This is a genomic window from Brachybacterium vulturis, assembly GCF_043641765.1.
GTDB classification, from domain to species: domain Bacteria; phylum Actinomycetota; class Actinomycetes; order Actinomycetales; family Dermabacteraceae; genus Brachybacterium; species Brachybacterium vulturis_A.
Genome location: NZ_JBHZRO010000021.1, coordinates 1 through 15844, shown reverse-complemented (window position 1 = coordinate 15844; position 15844 = coordinate 1). Strand labels below are relative to the sequence as shown.

The following is a 15844-nucleotide window of genomic DNA, read 5'->3' as shown; positions in this document are numbered from 1 at the left end:
TCAGCCCTTCATCCGCGCGTCCTGCGGGTCGAAGGCGGGAGTGCGGCCGACAGTCAGCACCGTGACCCGATGGCGATGGCCGAGGTACTCGACCTGGAGCGCGGTGCCCGCGACGGCATGCTGCGGCGGCAGGTACGCCATCAGCAGGTAGCGGCCGAGGGACGGACCGGGCCCGGCGGAGGTGACGGCGGAACGCCGCCCCTTCGCATCCACCAGCGATGCGCCCTCCCGGGACAGGACCGGTTCGCCGCCGGTCATGCAGCGGGCGATCCCACGCTCGGAGCCCGCATCGACCGCCAACGTGCACAGCAGGGCCGCCGGGTCGCCCCGCCGGGCGGCGAGATAGGCGTCCCGGCCGACGAAGTCATGGGCCTTGACCTTCGGCAGCGCGAGGTCCGCCTCCACGGGGTCGTACTCCCCGGTGAGCTCCGCACCCATCAGGCGGTAGCCCTTCTCGAGACGCCCGGTGGTGCCGTACACCCCGATCCCGGCGGCGAGCAGCCCGAGATCCTGGCCCGTCGTCCAGAGCTGGTCCCATACCCGCAGTCCGTGCTCGGCGGGCAGATGGATCTCCCACCCGAGCTCGCCCACGTAGGAGATCCGCAGCAGTGAGGCGGGCACGGAGCCGAGCTGCACGTCCTGAGCAGTGCCGAAGCCGAACGCCGCGTCCGAGAGGTCATGGTCGGTCACCCGGGCCAGCACCTCCCGCGCCCGCGGGCCCCACAGCCCGAGGGAGGTGACGGCCGAGGAGACCTCCGTCAGCTGGGCCGAGCCGTCGCCGGGCAGGTGGGCGCGCAACCAGGCCAGGTCACGGCCTCCTTCCGCGCCGCCGGTGATGACCCGGAAGTCCTCCGGACCGCGGCGCACGATCGTCAGGTCGGAGCGGAAGGTGCCCCGCGGGGTGAGCAGCGGGGTGTAGACCACGCGGCCCACGGGGACATCCACCCGGGCCACGGCCAGCTGCTCGAGGAACTCCCGCGCCCCGGGCCCTCGGATGTCGAAGATCGCGAAGGCGCCCAGATCGATCAGCGCCGCCCGCTCCCGCATCGCCAGGTGCTCGGCCTCGATGATCGGCGACCACCAGCGGCGGTCCCATTCGGCCTCGCGGGCAGGGATGCGGTCGCCGTGCTCCGGGAGCAGTCCGGCGTTGGACTCGTACCACTGCGGGCGCTCCCACCCGGCGGCCTCGAAGAACTGCGCTCCGAGCGCCTCGGTGCGGGGATGGAACGGGCTGGTGCGCAGGGGCCGGTCGGAGAGCCATTGTTCCCGCGGGTGGGTGATCCCGTAGGTCTTCGGGAAGCCCTCGGTGGCGCGCGCCCGCACATGCTCGGCGCTGCGCTGCGCCGGGGTGAAGCGCGCGATGTCCGCGCCGTGATGGTCGATCTCGCTGGCACCGTCGGTGAGCAGCTCGGCGAGCATGCGGCCCACCCCGGGGGCCTCCTTGATCCACACCGCCGCAGCGGCCCACAGTCCGCCCACCTCGGGTGTCTCGCCCACCAGCGCCCCGCCGTCGGGGGTGAGCGCGAGCAGGCCGTTGATCGCCGCGCGCCGAGGCGGCTGGGGGTCGGTGAGCAGTGCGGGGAACATCTGCTTCGCCTGCTCCCACTGCGGGGCGAAGTCCTCCTCGGTGAAGGGGAAGCTGGTGGGGGTGGCCTGCCCGGGGTGGTCGCCGACCGGCGGGATCTCCTCCGGCAGGTGCAGGAGCGGGCGGTGGGCGTAGGAGCCGATCTCCAGATCGGGCCCGCGCTGGCGCTCGTACATCAGGCAGTCCATGTCGCGCAGCAGCGGGAAGCTGATCCACTCCGCGGTCTGTGCGAGCTGGGGGATGGGTCCGACGTCGACCATCTGGTGCACCGCGGCGGCCAGCGGGATCCGCGCCCCGGCCAGGGCGGCGACGCGGGGGCTCCACACCCCGCAGGCGATGACCACGCGCTCGGTCTCGATCTCGCCGCGGTCGGTGACCACTGCCCGGATGCGACCCCCTTCGACGCGGAGATCGAGCACCTCGGTCCCGGCGACGGTGCGCAGGGCGCCGAGCCGCTGGGCGTGCTCCCGCATCAGCTCCCCGGCGCGCAGGGCATCGACGATCGCGCCGGTGGGGGTGTGGAATCCGCCCCGCAGCAGGCTCGCGTCGCAGTAGGGCACGAGCTGTTGGATCTCGGCGGGGGAGACCAGGTGGGCCTCCACGCCCCAGGCCCGCGCCGAGCTCATCCGGCGCGTCAGCTCCTGCATCCGCTCCGCACTGCGCGCCACCTCGACGCCGCCGCAGACGGACAGCACCCCGAGCTCTTCGTACTGCCGCAGCGAGTCGACCGTGAGATCGGTGATCTCCTTGGAGTGGTCCACGGGGAACACGAAGTTCGAGGCATGGCCGGTCGAGCCGCCGGGGTCCGGCAGCGGTCCCTTGTCGAGCTGGACGATGTCGCGCCATCCCAGCTCCGCCAGGTGGTGGACGGCGGCGCTGCCGACCACCCCGGCTCCGATGACGACGATCTCTGCACGATCAGGCAACTGTGCCATGGGGTCCTCCCGCTTCACCGTGGGCCGCTCACGCTAGACCTCCACGGGGTGTTTGACCAGGGGTGGAGCATCAGGCCCACGCGGTGCTCCCGGCCGGCTCCGCCCGGACGGCCATTCCGCCGATGGCGCGACGCATGGTGAGCATCCGCTGCTCGCTCCTTGCTGCAGGGGCGTGCCACCCCGCGGGCACCGTGGACCACCTGGGCCCGGTGGCGGAGTACGTCTTCGGCGAGCCCGGCGGTGCCGCCCGCTGGGCCGCCGGTCCTGCTCAGTAGAGCTTGTGCGCGCCGCCGTCGGCCATCAGCGTCTGTCCGGTCATGTATGCCGAGTCGTCCGAGAGCAGGAACGCGACGACCGGCGCCACATCGGTCTCCGGATCGCCGAAACGGCCCATGGGGACGTTGGCGAGTGATTTCTGGTAGAGCTCCGGGGCGGCCTTGCTCCATGACTCGACCCCGGCGGTCAGCGCCATCGGGCTCACGACGTTCACGCGGATGGCCTCCGGCGCCCACTCGTTCGCGACGACCCGGGAGAGTCCTCGGATCGCCTCCTTCGAGGCCGCGTACGCCGCTTGGGTCGGCTGTCCGTCCAGCGCGGCTCCCGAGCCGAAGTTGACGATCGATCCGCCGGAGCGCGCCAGCTGCCGATGGGCTGCGAGCATGAAGTTCCGGGTGGCGGTGAAGCCGGTCGAGAACGAGAGGTCCCACATGTCCGGCGTGAGCTCGAGGAACGGCGCCTGACGGGAGGCATGGGCGTTGTTCACCAGTCCGGTCAGTCCCCCGAACCGTTCGGTGGCGGTGCTGACGGCGGACTGCGCGGTCTCCTCGCGGGAGACGTCGCCGTCGAGGAAGATCACCTGTTCTCCGAGCTCGGTCTCGAGCTGAGCACCTGCCTCGGCGTCGATGTCCACCGCGACGACCTTCGCGCCGCGACGGACGAGAACCCGTGAGATCGCTCCGCCGATCCCCGCGGCGCCTCCGGTGACGATCACGATCTTGTTCTCCAGCTGCATGGCCACGTCCTCCTTCGCCCGGTGTGTCGACCCCAGTATCCACGTCCCGGCTCAGCGGGGACTGGGCACCGTGCTCGCGGCGGGGTGCGCCGGCCTCCCGACGGAGCGCGACGACGACCTCGCACGCGGTTCGAGATCCTCGACGAGGAGGCCTGCTGCGCACCGGGCGTCGACGAGCACATCGTCGCCCCGGCCGAGGACCGCCGGCACCTCGACCCCGACCGCGGGTACCCACCACAACGAAGAAGACCCCGGTGAACACTCACCGAGGCCTTCTTCTCACGAACGATGTCCCAAGACATCCGCGAACGATGTCCTGAGACACCACAAGGGGTGATCGACGGGATTTGAACCCGCGACCGCCTGGACCACAACCAGGAGCTCTACCAACTGAGCTACGACCACCATGTGCGGGGCGAAACCCGCAACGAGAGAACAATATACCGGTTCGCCAGGGCACATCCCAGTCCGAACCGGCTCCCGACGGTGTGAGACACGTTGCATCGAGCGCCGGGACCGGGCCGGTTCCTCGCGGGCCCTCAGCGGGCTCTCGGGGCGCAGGCGCTCACAGCAGCTCGGCGCGCAGCTGCTCGGGGGACTTCGGGGACAGCAGGCCCGGGGCCACATCGAACGGCGTCCATGCGCCGTGCTGACCCGCAGCGGCCATCCGCGCAGCGGCGCGGGCGTAGGCGACCACCACGCTCGCGGTGAACTCGGGATTCGAGTCCTCCTGCAGGTGGTACTCGATGGTCTGCGTGGTGCCGGGGGAGGACTCCGCCGAGCGGATCACGAAACCGCCGTGAGGCATGCTCTGGTGATCCTGCGCCAGCTCGTCGGCGCTGAGGAAGGTCACCGTGGTCTCGAAGGGCTCGAAGTAGTGCGGCATCGTCACGATCGATTGGCGCACCGCCTCGGCGTCGGCGCCGTCCTGGAGCACCACGAAGCACTCCCGCGTGTGCTTGTCCCGATTGGTCAGCTCGGGTCGCTCGCCGGCGCGCACGCGGTCGATCGCCTCCTGGGAGGGGATCGTGTACTGGACGGCGGCGGCGACCCCGTTGATCCGGCGCAGCGCATCGGAGTGCCCCTGGGACAGGCCGCGGCCCCAGAAGGTGTAGGTGGACCCGGCAGGGAGGATCGACTCCCCGTAGACCCGGTTGATCGAGAACAGGCCCGGATCCCATCCGGTGGAGATGATCGCCGTCGTGCCGGCTCTGCGGGCGACGGTGTCGACCTTCGCGAAGTGTTCGGGGATCCGGGCGTGCGTGTCGAAGCTGTCCACGACCGTGAAGTGCTCCGCGAGCAGCGGAGTCTGCTCGGGCAGGTCGGTCTTGGACCCTCCGCACAGCACGAGCACGTCGAGCTCGCCCCGCATCGACTCGAGAGCATCCATCGGATGCACGGGGGTCTGTGCGTGCACGGTGTCCACGGCGGCCGGATCACGGCGTGTGAACACGCCCACCAGCTCCATGTCCTCCTGGAGGGAGACGGCGATCTCGACGCCGCGTCCCAGGTTCCCGTAGCCGACGATGCCGATCCGGAGCGCAGTCATGGCCCTCATTCTGGTCGATGGTGACAGCGGCCCGAGTCCGGGCCACCGGGGCCGATCCTACGGAAGATCCTCGCTGCGAGCCTGCGCACGGGTCGGTGCCTCCCGGCGCGTGCAGGACCGGGCCATCGACGGGGTGCACAGCGCGTTGCGCCGTCCGTGGCACCGGGGGAGACTGACCGCATGATCATCGCCTTCTCCGTCCAGCCCACCGGTGAGCCCTCGGATCCCGCTGTCGTACGAGACCTCGCGGAGGGCTCGGACGATGCGAGTGTGCATGACGCGGTCGCCGCTGCGGTGCGCATCGTGCGCGACTCCGGCCTGCCCACCCGCACCTCGGCGATGTTCACCGAGGTCGAGGGGGAGTGGGACGAGGTGATGGAGGTTCTCGGGCGCGCCACGGCCGAGGCCGGCCGCTACGGCTCGCGACTCTCCCTCGTGCTGAAGGCCGACATCCGGCCCGGTCGCGCCGGCGAGCTCGACGGCAAGGTCGAGCGCATGGAATCCGCGATCGACCGGATGGAGGGCCGCTGAGCCGGCCGGTGCGGACCTCTCAGAGGTCCCGGTCCAGCCTCCCGTCGCGCAGCGCGGCGGCGAGGGCCGGCGTCACCGGCAGGCGCGGGATGAGCGTGGCCTGCAGGGCGTGGTAGATGTCCGGCTTGCCCGGCCAGGTCACGCCCTGCGGCGCACCGGTGGCATCGAGCTCGTGGAACCAGGAGCCGTCCTCGGCGTCGAGCAGGTCGGTGGCGATGTACTCCCACCACTGCTCATAGCGCTCGGCCCAGATCCGGTCCCCGGTCACCTGATGCATCACCGCAGCGGCGCCGACGGCCTCGGCGGCCACCCAGTGCATCCGCTCCGTGGAGACCGGGGTGCCGTCCCAGTCCACGGTGTAGACCCAGCCCGGGTTGCCGTCGGCGCCGAATGCCGCGGCGGACTTCTCCATCAGCGCGGTTGCCGCCTCCAGCATCCACTCGGGCGCCTCGCCATCCGCCGCGATCAGCGCGGCCCGGGCATGCAGCACCAGGCGCGCCCACTCGATCCAGTGCCCGATCGTCGCCCCGTAGGGACGGAACGGGTGTGCGGGCTGATCCCGGTTGAAGTCCAGCAGCGGATTCCAGTCGGTGTCGAAGTGCTCCGGCAGCGCCCAGTCGTTGGCGCGGGCGAACTCATCGATCCCGCGGGTCGCGATGCCGACGGCGCGGTCCAGCCAGCGGCGCTCGCCGGTGACATCGGCCGCCGCCAGCAGTGCTTCGACGGTGTGCATGTTCGCGTTGATCCCGCGGTACTCCTCGCAGGTGGAGAAGGTGCGGTCGAAGGTGTCCACGCTCATGCCCGCGGACTCCTCGAAGAACCTGGTATCGAGCACCGAGAGCGCCTCGTCCAGCAGCTCCTCCGCCCCGGGGCGCCCGGCGGCCAGGGCCGAAGAGGCCGCGAGCACCACGAAGGCGTGGGCGTAGGCCTGCTTGGAGTCGTCGACCGGGGCGCCGCCGGCGACGGCGGAGAACCAGCCGCCGTGCTCGTCGTCGTGGAAGACGCCGCGCAGGGAGTCCACGCCGTGATCGACCAGGTGGCCGAGACCCGGGCGGCCCAGCAGATGGCCGAGCGCGAAGCTGTGCGTCATCCGGGAGGTGATCCACAGCTCCGAGGGCCGGGCGAGGTCGGGCGCGCCCACCTCGTCCAGCCAGGCGAAGCCGCCGTCCTCGCGGGCGGAGGCGGAGCCGAACTCGAGCAGCGCGTCGGACTCGCCCTCGAGCCAGGAGCGGTGGGAGGCGCGCTGCAGCCAGGGCTGGTGCGGGCCGGGGGCCGGGACGGCGACCGGCTCCTCGCGCAGCTCGAAGGTCCTCGAGGCGACCTGGGCCTGCGCGGTGGTGGGGCCGGGCTCGTCCACCAGCAGCACCTCGCGGTAGTACTTCAGCTCCTGGATCGACTCGCGGATGTCCGCGAGTGCCCGGTGACCGCCGTGCTTGGCGGGGATGTTGTAGTACACCCGCGGGAACCAGCGCTTGGCGAGCTCCTTCAGGCTGGAGACGTCGATGGTGCGGTAGGACAGCCACTGGGCGAACTCGGGCACGTCGCGGTCCAGGAACACGCGGTCGGTGCCGACGCTGTTGCCCGCCAGCGGCGCCTTGCCGGGTTCGGGGCAGTGCCGGCGCACGTAGGCCAGGCACTGCGCCTGCGCCTGCTCGAGCGTCATCCCGCCGTCGAGCTCCTCGAGCAGGCCGGAGGCGGTGTGCATGTTCACCACGAAGGGATCCATGCCCTGCAGCGACTCCGCCGGCGGCTTGATGACGAGATCGACACCCTCCCCGAGGATGTTCAGATCGGCGTCGGTCACGAGCACCGCGATCTCGACGAGCGCGTCGCGCTGCTTGTCGAGGCCGGTCATCTCGCAGTCGACCCAGATGATGCGGTCGTTGATGGCACGTGTGGAGCTGGAAGTCACCGGACCACAGTAGCGCGGGGGCGGGGGAAGAGCCCGATCGAGAGCGGCGCCACCGGTTACCCTTCAGTCACCAGAGCTCTTCGACGAGCCGACGCGAGCCCCCGGAGGACCTTCAGTGAATCTCTACTTCCGCCTGCTGCTGCTCATGGTCCGGGTACGGTTCCGCAGCCGCCTCAGCCTCTGGGGCACCTCGCACGTGCGCTTCCGGGTCAACCCCGGGGACCTCGACGTGCAGCGGCACATGAACAACGGCCGCTACCTCACCCTGATGGATCTGGGGCGCATGGATCTCATGATCCGGTCGGGGTTCTGGCAGCGCATCACCGATCAGGGCTGGTACCCGGTGGTGGCGGGGCAGAGCATCACCTATCGCAGGTCCCTCCAGCTGTGGGAGTCGTTCGATCTCGCCTCCCGCGTGATCGGGAACGACGAGCGCTGGATCTACCTGGAGCAGGTCTTCCGCCGCGACGGGACGGTGGTGGCCGACGCGATCGTGCGCGCCCGCTTCCTGCGTCGGACCGGCGGTTCAGTGCCGATGGAGGAGGTGCTGGACCTGGTGGGGCCGCTGCCCGACCATCTCGAGGTGCCTCGGTGGGTCACCGAGTGGAACGAGGGCTCCTCGCGCCACGGCCGCGAGCTCTGAGGCCGAGGAGCGGACCCTCTTGCCCGATGCGCGCTCCCGGGCGCCTCAACCGCCCCGCTGCGCACGCGCGGACCGTCCGCCTCCTCCTCGACCGTTCCGCTTCCCTGGACGACGCAGCTCCTCGATGATGCTGAGGGCCAGCAGGATGATCACGACGCCCAACAGGAACCACTGCTCCACGAGCACGGCGAGGGTCCCGGCGACCACGAGGACGACCAGGAGCGTGATGTCCAGCACGCGCAGCGGGACTCCGAGCAGGCGGGCACCGAACCCGGTCCGGGCCATGCGCAGCAGGATCAGCAGGGCGATCCCTGCGAACGACAGCACCTTCAGCATCGCGGGGCTCTCCTCGCACGAGGTCGGGTTGTGCGCGACCTGCGGCCGCGCAGCTCGGAACGGGCTTCCCCGCTCAGAACGCGACCACGAACTTGCCCTTGCGGCTCTTGTCGGCCAGGCCGGAGAAGATGTCGGGGACCTCGTCGAGGGTGATCGACTCGAACGACAGCGTGATCTTGCCCTGCGCGGTCAGTTCGGCGATGCCGCGATAGGCCTCGGCAGCCTCCTGCGCGGTGAGCAGGAAGTTGGTGTGACCGATGAAGCTGATGCGCTTGTTGCGGAACAGGGGAGCGGTGATCGAGGCGGCGTTGCCTGCGCTCGAGCCCACCTGCACCCAGCGGGCACGGTGGTTCAGCGCCGGCACGAACCGGTCGGGATGGTCGCCCCAGAGGCTGTCCACGACCACGTCGACACCGTCGGGCGCCACCCGGCCCATGGCGCCGGGGACATCCTCCTCCTGTGCGTCCAGCAGCAGGGGGACCATGCCGACGGCTTCGACCGCCTGGCGCTGGCGCTCATCGACCACCAGCCCCACTGCTCGCGCACCGCGCGCCAGGGCGGCCTGTCCCGCGATCATGCCGACCGATCCTGCGGCGCCCGTCACCAGGACGGTCTCCCCTGCGGTGACCTTCCCCTCGCTGAACGTCGCGCTGTACGCGGCGATGCCCGGAACGCCGAGCACCGCCCCGAGCTGCGGATCCAGCCCTGCGGGCAGGTCGATGGTCCGTGCGGCATCGAGGTCCACCTGCTCCGACAGGGAGCCGGCCGGGGGGTGCGGATCGTAGAAGTAGGCCCGGGTGCCGTCGGCGCGCTCGGCCACGCCGCCGTAGCCGAGGGCATCGCCGGGCGAGAAGCTGCGCAGCGGGAAGTTCCCCGTCGCGACGATGAGGTCGATGGGATTGATGGAGGCGGCGAGCACGGTGGCCGCATTCCTCGGCGCGGGCCGCTCCTCGATGACTGCTCTGCCGGTATCGGCGTCGATGGTCGCGATCCTCATGGTGTCTCCTCCAGGTCCTCCTGCGGTGATGTGCGGTCGGCGAAGGCGAGTGCACGGGTCCCTGCTCAGCGTCCGACGACGCCGGTGGTCGTCGATGTCGTCCGGGCATGCGGGCGCGGCAGCATCCTTGACCTGAGCGCTGATTTTACGCTGAAGCGAGGCCACGGGGTGGGGTTCTGTCCCGCTGAGCGTTCACACTGCCGCCAGCGGCCCTCCGAGATGCTCCCCGCCCCGGCCCTGGCCGCCGCACACCATGGGCGCTCTCCTCTGTCGCGAGACGTGCACGAGGTGCACGGTGGAACGACCAGGCAAGTGCCCCCAGCAGGACTCGAACCTGCAACCTACGGATTAGAAGGCCGTTGCTCTATCCATTGAGCTATGGAGGCTGACGGGCCAGAAGTCTACCGAGGATCCGTGGAGGGTCGGTGCAGGGGACGGTTCCGCGCCGCGCTGCGGCCGTCCCCTGGAGGCACGGGCTTCGATGGAGCAGCCCCCGGGCCCGCCTGGCAGCGCGGACAGAACCACAGCGCCCGCGGCTCACTGCCCTCGAGGCGCGGCTCGGTGAGCTCATCGCGCGCGATCCGGCTGCGGCAGCGGCGGCATGGGCGCCCACCGCGGCCGTAGACCCACAGCTCTCCGTCCCGGCCGAGCATGCCACCGGTGGTGACCCGGACGGGGCGCTGCGAGTTCAGCACCAGCAGTCGGTGTGCGAGGTCGACGAGCTCCGCGAGGTCCCCCGCGGCGCGGACCGGGGCGGCGGGGTGGATCCGGTGCAGGAAGCACAGCTCGCTGCGGTAGATGTTCCCGATCCCGGCGAGGTTGCGCTGGTCCGGCAGGGCCAGGCCGAGCGGCCGCTCCGGGGCCCCGGCGAGGTTCCGCACCGCCTGCGCGCGATGCGTCTCGCCCCACTCGGGATCGAGCAGGTCCGGACCGAGGTGCCCCACGAGCGCGTCCTCGTCCGTGGTGCGCACCAGCCGCACCTGCTTCACGTCATAGGCGATCGCCCGGGTCTCCTGCCCGTCATGGTGGCGGGCGGTCAGGGCGACGCGGATCGTGTGGGCCGGGCGAGGCCCGGCGCTGGTGTCGCTGGAGCGCAGGGGCGTCCCGTCCACATGCCAGATCCCGTCCATCATGAGATGTGAGTGGAGGGTCAGCGGTTCCGGTCCGGGGACGGGCGGGTCCAGCCGCATCAGCAGATGCTTCCCGCGCGGACGCACCTCGCGCACGGTCCAGCCGCGGAGGTCCGCGGTCGCGGCGCGCGGCACCCGCAGCTCGCAGGCGGTGAGCACGGCGCCGGCGAGGGCGTCGTCCAGGACCCGGCACTGCCGGGCGACGGTGTCCCCTTCCGGCATCAGCGATCTCCTGCGCGCAGCCGGAGCGATCGCGGGGAGCGGTAGCAGCCGGCCGCCTCCAGGGCCTCTCCGACGGCGGCGACCGGGGCGCTGTCGATCGGGTGGCCGTTGATCCTCGCGATCCGCAGCTGGGGCAGGCGGGAGTCCTCGGCGATGGCCCGCACCAGCTGAGCGGCGAGGGCGGGCGTCGCCGACTCCTCGGCCCACCACAGCAGCTGCTTGGCGCCCTTGTCCACGAACGCCCCGGGCTGCCCGCCTGTGAGCAGGACGAGCGCACCGGCACGCCGCGCCGGCCGGACCGCGGCCCCCTCGGGAGGTGGGATCGTCAGCGGAGGCCAGGACAGCGCCGCACCGTAGGGGTTGGCAGGATCGGTCGCGGCCAGCGCGATGGTCGCGGTGCCGGTCGACGCGCCGTTCGCAGCTCGCTCCGTGAGCTGTGAGGACTGCGCCTCCTGGGCCTGGTCCTGGTCCCGGTCCCGCAACCGGTCCACCGCCTCGACCGGAGCGAACTGGGAGGCCCCCAGCCCGTCGACGAAGTAGCCGCGGCGGCAGGCGCCGTTCTCCTCGAGCGTCGCGAGCACGCGGTAGACCGCGGCGAAGCCGCCGGGGACCTCCTCGATATCCATCGCACCGCGCGTGACCACCCCGTGCCGGTCCAGCAGCAGGGTCGCCAGTGCCGCTGCCCGCGCCGCCGGGTCGACGCCCTCCACCCGCACTGCGGACCAGCGTCCCGCGCCGACGGGGCCGGGCACGAGGTCGGAGACCGAGGACGCTCCCTGGCGCATCATCGCCGCCGACAGTCGTGCCGCGCCCCGACGGGTCAGCGGACGGGAACGGGCGCCTGCCCGTGACCTCCTGCTCGGAGCCGGGCTGCGGCCAAAGCTGCGCAGTGCCTCGAAGGAGTCGTTGGTGACCAGCGCGCGGAACGCGAGATCCCACAGGGCGTCATGCATCTCGGACGGGGCGACCGCGTCGCCGTCGGCCACGAGCGCTGCGAGGATCTCCCCGTGCCGCAGCGCACCGGGGGTGCCGCGCAGCAGCGTGAGGATGCGGGCGGCGGGGGACTCCGGTGGCAGCTCGGCCGCGGCCTCCTCGAGCACATCGGCGTCCAGCCCCAGCGGCAGGGCGTCGGCGAGGTGGAGACGGATCCAGGCGTCGTCACGGCCCAGGCGGCCGTGCCCGGTCCACACCAGCTCCCCGGCGGCGAAGGCCGCGTCCAGCAGGGCAGGGGTCGTCTCCGGCAGTCGCGCGGGCAGCACCTGGGTCTCCCACGCCGACAGCGGCAGGGAGACGCCGGTGAGCTGGTCCACGACCGAGAGCAGTCCGTCGCCGCTCCGCCAGTGCGCGCTCTCCCGTCGGCCGTCCGGACGGCGGGGGACGAGGTGCTGCCACTGTCCGAGGAACTGGGCGTACACCGGGCCCGCCACCGGCGCGATCTCGCGCCGGGAGGCGGTCAGGCTCGCCCGACGGATGCGCCGCAGCACCTCCGCGTCCACCCACTCCTCGCCCTCGCGGCCCGGGGTGAACTCGCCCTGGGCCAGCACCCGCTCGGCGGTGAGCTGCTCGAGGGCGGTTCGTGCGACGCCGGGGGCCAGTCCGAAGGCCTCCACCGGTGCCGCGGCCGGGAACGGGCCCCGGCCCCGCGCCCAGCGCGAGAGCAGCTGGGCCACCGCCCGGTCCACGGGCTCCAGATGCGGCTGCGGGATGCCCGGCGGCAGGGCGGTGCCCAGCGCATCGCGCAGCAGGCCCGCGTCCTCGATCGCGGCGAGATGCTCCTGCCCTGCCAGGCGCACGGGGATGATCCGACGCGCCCCGTGCAACTGGTCGAGCTCTGCCCCGAGGTCGAGATCCTCGGCGCCGCGAGCGGCCAGCTGGTCCCGGGTGAGCGGGCCGAGCCGGCGCAGCGCGTCGGCGATCTGCTCGGCGCTGCGCAGTGCCCGCTCGGCGGTGAGACCCTGCAGCCGCTGCTCGACCTCGGTGATGACGCCGGCGTCCAGCAGCTCGCGCAGGCTCACCGAGCCCAGCAGCTCGGCCAGCAGGGCCTGGTCCAGCGCGAGCGCGGCGGTGCGCCGTTCGGCCAGCGGTGCGTCGGCGTCGTAGATGAACTGGGCGAGATACCCGAACAGCAGAGAGCGCGCGAAGGGGGAGGGGGAGCGGGTCTCGACCTCCCGCACCTCGACGCGGCGGCGCCCCACCTGCTCCATCAGCTCGATCAGGGCGGGCAGGTCGTAGACGTCCTGGAGACACTCGCGCGCCGCCTCGAGCATGATCGGGAAATCGGGGTGGGGGCGGGCCACCTCGAGCAGGTGCGCGGAGCGCTGACGCTGCTGCCACAGCGGCGCGCGCTGGGTCGGGTCCCGTCTCGGCAGCAGCAGGGCGCGCGCCGCGCACTCGCGGAAGCGCGCCGCGAACAGAGCCGAGGAGCCGACCAGGCGCCGCACCTCCTGCTCGATCTCCTCCGGGGTGAAGACGAACAGGTCCGCGCCGGGAGGCTCCTCGCCGTGGGGGATGCGCAGCACGATGCCGTCGTCGGCGGCCATCACCTGGCCGTCCAGGCCGTACCGCTCCTCCACCCGGGCCCCTACCGCGAGTGCCCAGGGCCCGGTGATCCGCGGTCCGTAGGCGCAGTGGAGCACCACCCGCCAGTCGCCGAGCTCGTCGAGGAACCGCTCGACCACCAGCTGCTGCGGTCCGGGGACCGTGCCGGTGGCCGCCAGCTGCTCGGCCAGGTGGTCCAGCAGCACGGCGGATGCGTTGTCGTCGAGCCCGAGTGCGGCCAGCTGCGCAGTGGCCTCGGAGCGATCGGCGGAGGCGAGCTGCGCCTGCGCGGCGGCGATCGCCCGGCCCAGGCTCGCCGGGCGCCCGTCCCCGTCCCCGTGCCAGAACGGGACCCGCCCGCTCATGCCGAAGGCGGGGGAGACGGTGACCCGGGAGGCGGTGATCTCCTCGATCCGCCAGCTGGTGGTGCCCAGCGTGATCACGTCCCCGCGGCGGGACTCGTAGACCATCTCCTCGTCGAGCTCGCCCACCCGCCGCGGCTGGGAGTCGTCCTCCCCCGCGACCAGATGCACCGGGTAGAGCCCGCGATCGGGGATGGTGCCGCCGCTGGTGACCGCGAGGTGCTGGGCACCCGGCCGGCCCGACAGCAGCCCGGTCTCATGGTCGTGCACCAGCCGTGGTCGCAGCTCGGAGAAGGCGGTGGAGGGATACCTCCCGGCGAGCAGGTCGACGGTCTGGTCGAAGGCGGAGCGGGGCAGCGCCCGGTAGGGATGCGCGGTGCGGACCAGAGCGAACCAGTCGTCGATCTGCAGATCATCCATCGCCGCGGCGGAGACGGTGTGCTGGGCGAGCACGTCCAGGGCGTTGCGCGGCACCGAGAGCGGTTCGATCCGGCCCGCCATCGCCTCCTGCACCGCGACTGCACTGCGCAGCACGTCCGCGGCGTGCAGCGGATGCAGCGAGCCGTGGGAGATCGCGCCGACGTCATGCCCGGCGCGGCCCACCCGCTGCAGCAGGCTGGAGACGGACATCGGTGCGGCGACCTGCAGCACCAGGTCCACCGCGCCCATGTCGATCCCCAGCTCGAGGGAGGAGGTCGCCACCACGCAGCGCAGGGTCCCGGACTTCAGCTGGTCCTCGATCTTGGCGCGCACCTCCTTGGACATCGAGCCGTGGTGGGCGCGGGCGATGTCCTCGAGCTCGGGCTCCGCCGGGTCCGTGGCCGGATCCGTGACCGGGGACTCGATGCCGGACGGCGGCTCGGCGGCGAGGCGCCGTGCATGGAGCCGGTTGAGCTTGCCGGTCAGACGCTCGGCCTGGCTGCGGGAATTGGTGAACACGATCGTCGAACGGTGCGCGAGCACCCTGTCCAGCACGGCTCGCTCGACGTGCGGCCAGATCGTGCCGGAGACGTCCTCGTCGTCCACCGCGTCGGGAGGCGGCTCGATCGCCTGCAGATCGGCGACCGGTAGCGTCACCGTGAGATCCCACCGCTTGGTCGATTCCTGTCTCACCACCGTCGCCCCGCGGGACCCGCCGGAGCCGGCGAGGAAAGCGGCCACCTCCTGGACCGGTTCGACGGTCGCCGAGAGCCCGATCCTCTGCGCCGGTGCCTCCAGCAGCGCATCGAGACGGGCCAGCGACAGCGCCAGGTGCACGCCCCGCTTCGTCCCCGCCACCGCGTGGACCTCGTCGAGGATGACGGTGTCCACGTCGCGGAGCGTCTCGCGCGCCCGGGAGGTGAGCATCAGGAACAGCGACTCGGGGGTCGTGATGAGGATGTCCGGCGGATGGGAGACCAGACGCCTGCGCTCGGCGGCCGGGGTGTCGCCGGTGCGCACCCCCACGCTGAGCGTGGTGGCCGAGATCCCCAGCCTCTGGGCAGTGCGTGCCGTCCCCACCAGGGGAGAGGTCAGGTTCCGCTCCACGTCGACGCCCAGCGCCTTCAGCGGTGAGAGGTAGAGGACGCGCGTGCCCGCCCGCCGAGCCTCCGGGGCGGGGACCGTCCGACCGGTCGGCCCGGCGGGGTGCGGCAGTGCCAGACGGTCGATCGCGCTGAGGAACGCGGCGAGGGTCTTGCCCGAGCCGGTCGGGGCGACCACCAGCGTGTCCTCGCCCCGCCCGATCGCCTCCCACGCCGCGACCTGCGCGGAGGTGGGAGCGGCGAACGACTCCGCGAACCAGGCCTGGGTGGCGGGGGAGAAGGGCGACGGGAGCGACCGGAGGGACTGGTCCATCGCCCCATTGTGGACCGCACCGCCCACCTCCCCGTCCTGCCACCACGCGCTCCGTCGTGGCAGGATGGATGGCACGGCAGGTCACGCATCGGCTGGGCCTGCGTCCACCACGACGAAGGGATGATCCACATGGCTGAGTACACGCTTCCTGAGCTCGATTACGACTACGGGGCGCTGGATCCTTCGATCTCCGGCAAGATCATGGAGCTGCACCACTCCAAGCACCACGCGACCTATGTCAAGGGCGCGAACACGG

At 72.0% G+C, this 15844-nt stretch carries 10 protein-coding genes, 2 tRNA genes and 1 pseudogene; 3 read left to right on the top strand and 10 right to left on the bottom strand.

Annotation, left to right across the window (positions count from 1 at the left end; genetic code table 11):
- From ACHUEU_RS14280 to ACHUEU_RS14265, 4 genes are all read right to left on the bottom strand, one after another.
- Entirely contained in the window at nt 1-2520 is a 2520-nt protein-coding gene (locus tag ACHUEU_RS14280; protein ID WP_394216793.1) for a GcvT family protein, read from the bottom strand.
- A gap of 268 nt (nt 2521-2788) precedes the next feature.
- Nucleotides 2789-3532 (bottom strand): SDR family NAD(P)-dependent oxidoreductase, encoded by a 744-nt coding sequence (locus tag ACHUEU_RS14275; protein WP_394216823.1) that lies wholly within the window; start codon nt 3530-3532, stop codon nt 2789-2791.
- 332 nt (nt 3533-3864) lie between these two features.
- Nucleotides 3865-3937 (bottom strand) — tRNA-His (locus ACHUEU_RS14270).
- A gap of 160 nt (nt 3938-4097) precedes the next feature.
- Nucleotides 4098-5081, bottom strand: coding sequence for a diaminopimelate dehydrogenase (locus ACHUEU_RS14265; RefSeq protein WP_394216792.1), 984 nt, complete (start codon nt 5079-5081; stop codon nt 4098-4100).
- Between the two features lie 180 nt (nt 5082-5261).
- On the opposite strand from ACHUEU_RS14265, the gene ACHUEU_RS14260 reads away from it, so the two are divergent.
- Nucleotides 5262-5612, top strand: coding sequence for a thiamine-binding protein (locus ACHUEU_RS14260; protein WP_394216791.1), 351 nt, complete (start codon nt 5262-5264; stop codon nt 5610-5612).
- Between the two features lie 19 nt (nt 5613-5631).
- Here ACHUEU_RS14260 and orn read toward each other — a convergent pair whose 3' ends face one another.
- A complete protein-coding gene (gene orn / locus ACHUEU_RS14255) occupies nt 5632-7524 on the bottom strand; it encodes an oligoribonuclease (protein ID WP_394216790.1) in 1893 nt (630 codons plus the stop codon).
- A 115-nt stretch (nt 7525-7639) separates the two neighbouring features.
- On the opposite strand from orn, the gene ACHUEU_RS14250 reads away from it, so the two are divergent.
- A complete protein-coding gene (locus ACHUEU_RS14250; RefSeq protein ID WP_394216789.1) occupies nt 7640-8167 on the top strand; it encodes an acyl-CoA thioesterase in 528 nt (175 codons plus the stop codon).
- Between the two features lie 45 nt (nt 8168-8212).
- Here the strand turns inward: ACHUEU_RS14250 and ACHUEU_RS14245 are convergent, their stop codons facing one another.
- The 5 genes from ACHUEU_RS14245 to ACHUEU_RS14225 form a co-directional block, all read right to left on the bottom strand.
- Nucleotides 8213-8503 (bottom strand): hypothetical protein, encoded by a 291-nt coding sequence (locus ACHUEU_RS14245; protein ID WP_394216788.1) that lies wholly within the window; start codon nt 8501-8503, stop codon nt 8213-8215.
- Between the two features lie 73 nt (nt 8504-8576).
- Entirely contained in the window at nt 8577-9500 is a 924-nt protein-coding gene (locus ACHUEU_RS14240; RefSeq protein WP_394216787.1) for a quinone oxidoreductase family protein, read from the bottom strand.
- 313 nt (nt 9501-9813) lie between these two features.
- Nucleotides 9814-9886 (bottom strand) — tRNA-Arg (locus tag ACHUEU_RS14235).
- A gap of 15 nt (nt 9887-9901) precedes the next feature.
- Nucleotides 9902-10852, bottom strand: coding sequence for a DNA-formamidopyrimidine glycosylase family protein (locus ACHUEU_RS14230; RefSeq protein WP_394216786.1), 951 nt, complete (start codon nt 10850-10852; stop codon nt 9902-9904).
- The gene (locus ACHUEU_RS14225) at nt 10852-15588 is read right to left on the bottom strand and encodes an ATP-dependent helicase (RefSeq protein WP_394216785.1); all 4737 of its coding nucleotides are present in this window, start codon (nt 15586-15588) and stop codon (nt 10852-10854) included. The genes ACHUEU_RS14230 and ACHUEU_RS14225 overlap by 1 nt, the downstream gene beginning before the upstream one ends.
- 129 nt (nt 15589-15717) lie before the next feature.
- Between ACHUEU_RS14225 and ACHUEU_RS14220 the strand changes: the two are divergent.
- Nucleotides 15718-15844: pseudogene (locus tag ACHUEU_RS14220) on the top strand (superoxide dismutase); the annotation flags it as partial.

What these genes read in the sequence shown, in the direction of transcription:
- ACHUEU_RS14240 (WP_394216787.1), bottom strand. Translation starts at nt 9,500, where the DNA reads ATGAGGATCGCGACCATCGACGCCGATACCGGCAGAGCAGTCATCGAG.
- ACHUEU_RS14230 (WP_394216786.1), bottom strand. Translation starts at nt 10,852, where the DNA reads ATGCCGGAAGGGGACACCGTCGCCCGGCAGTGCCGGGTCCTGGACGAC.
- ACHUEU_RS14245 (WP_394216788.1), bottom strand. Translation starts at nt 8,503, where the DNA reads ATGCTGAAGGTGCTGTCGTTCGCAGGGATCGCCCTGCTGATCCTGCTG.
- ACHUEU_RS14260 (WP_394216791.1), top strand. Translation starts at nt 5,262, where the DNA reads ATGATCATCGCCTTCTCCGTCCAGCCCACCGGTGAGCCCTCGGATCCC.
- ACHUEU_RS14225 (WP_394216785.1), bottom strand. Translation starts at nt 15,588, where the DNA reads ATGGACCAGTCCCTCCGGTCGCTCCCGTCGCCCTTCTCCCCCGCCACC.
- ACHUEU_RS14265 (WP_394216792.1), bottom strand. Translation starts at nt 5,081, where the DNA reads ATGACTGCGCTCCGGATCGGCATCGTCGGCTACGGGAACCTGGGACGC.
- ACHUEU_RS14280 (WP_394216793.1), bottom strand. Translation starts at nt 2,520, where the DNA reads ATGGCACAGTTGCCTGATCGTGCAGAGATCGTCGTCATCGGAGCCGGG.
- ACHUEU_RS14275 (WP_394216823.1), bottom strand. Translation starts at nt 3,532, where the DNA reads ATGCAGCTGGAGAACAAGATCGTGATCGTCACCGGAGGCGCCGCGGGG.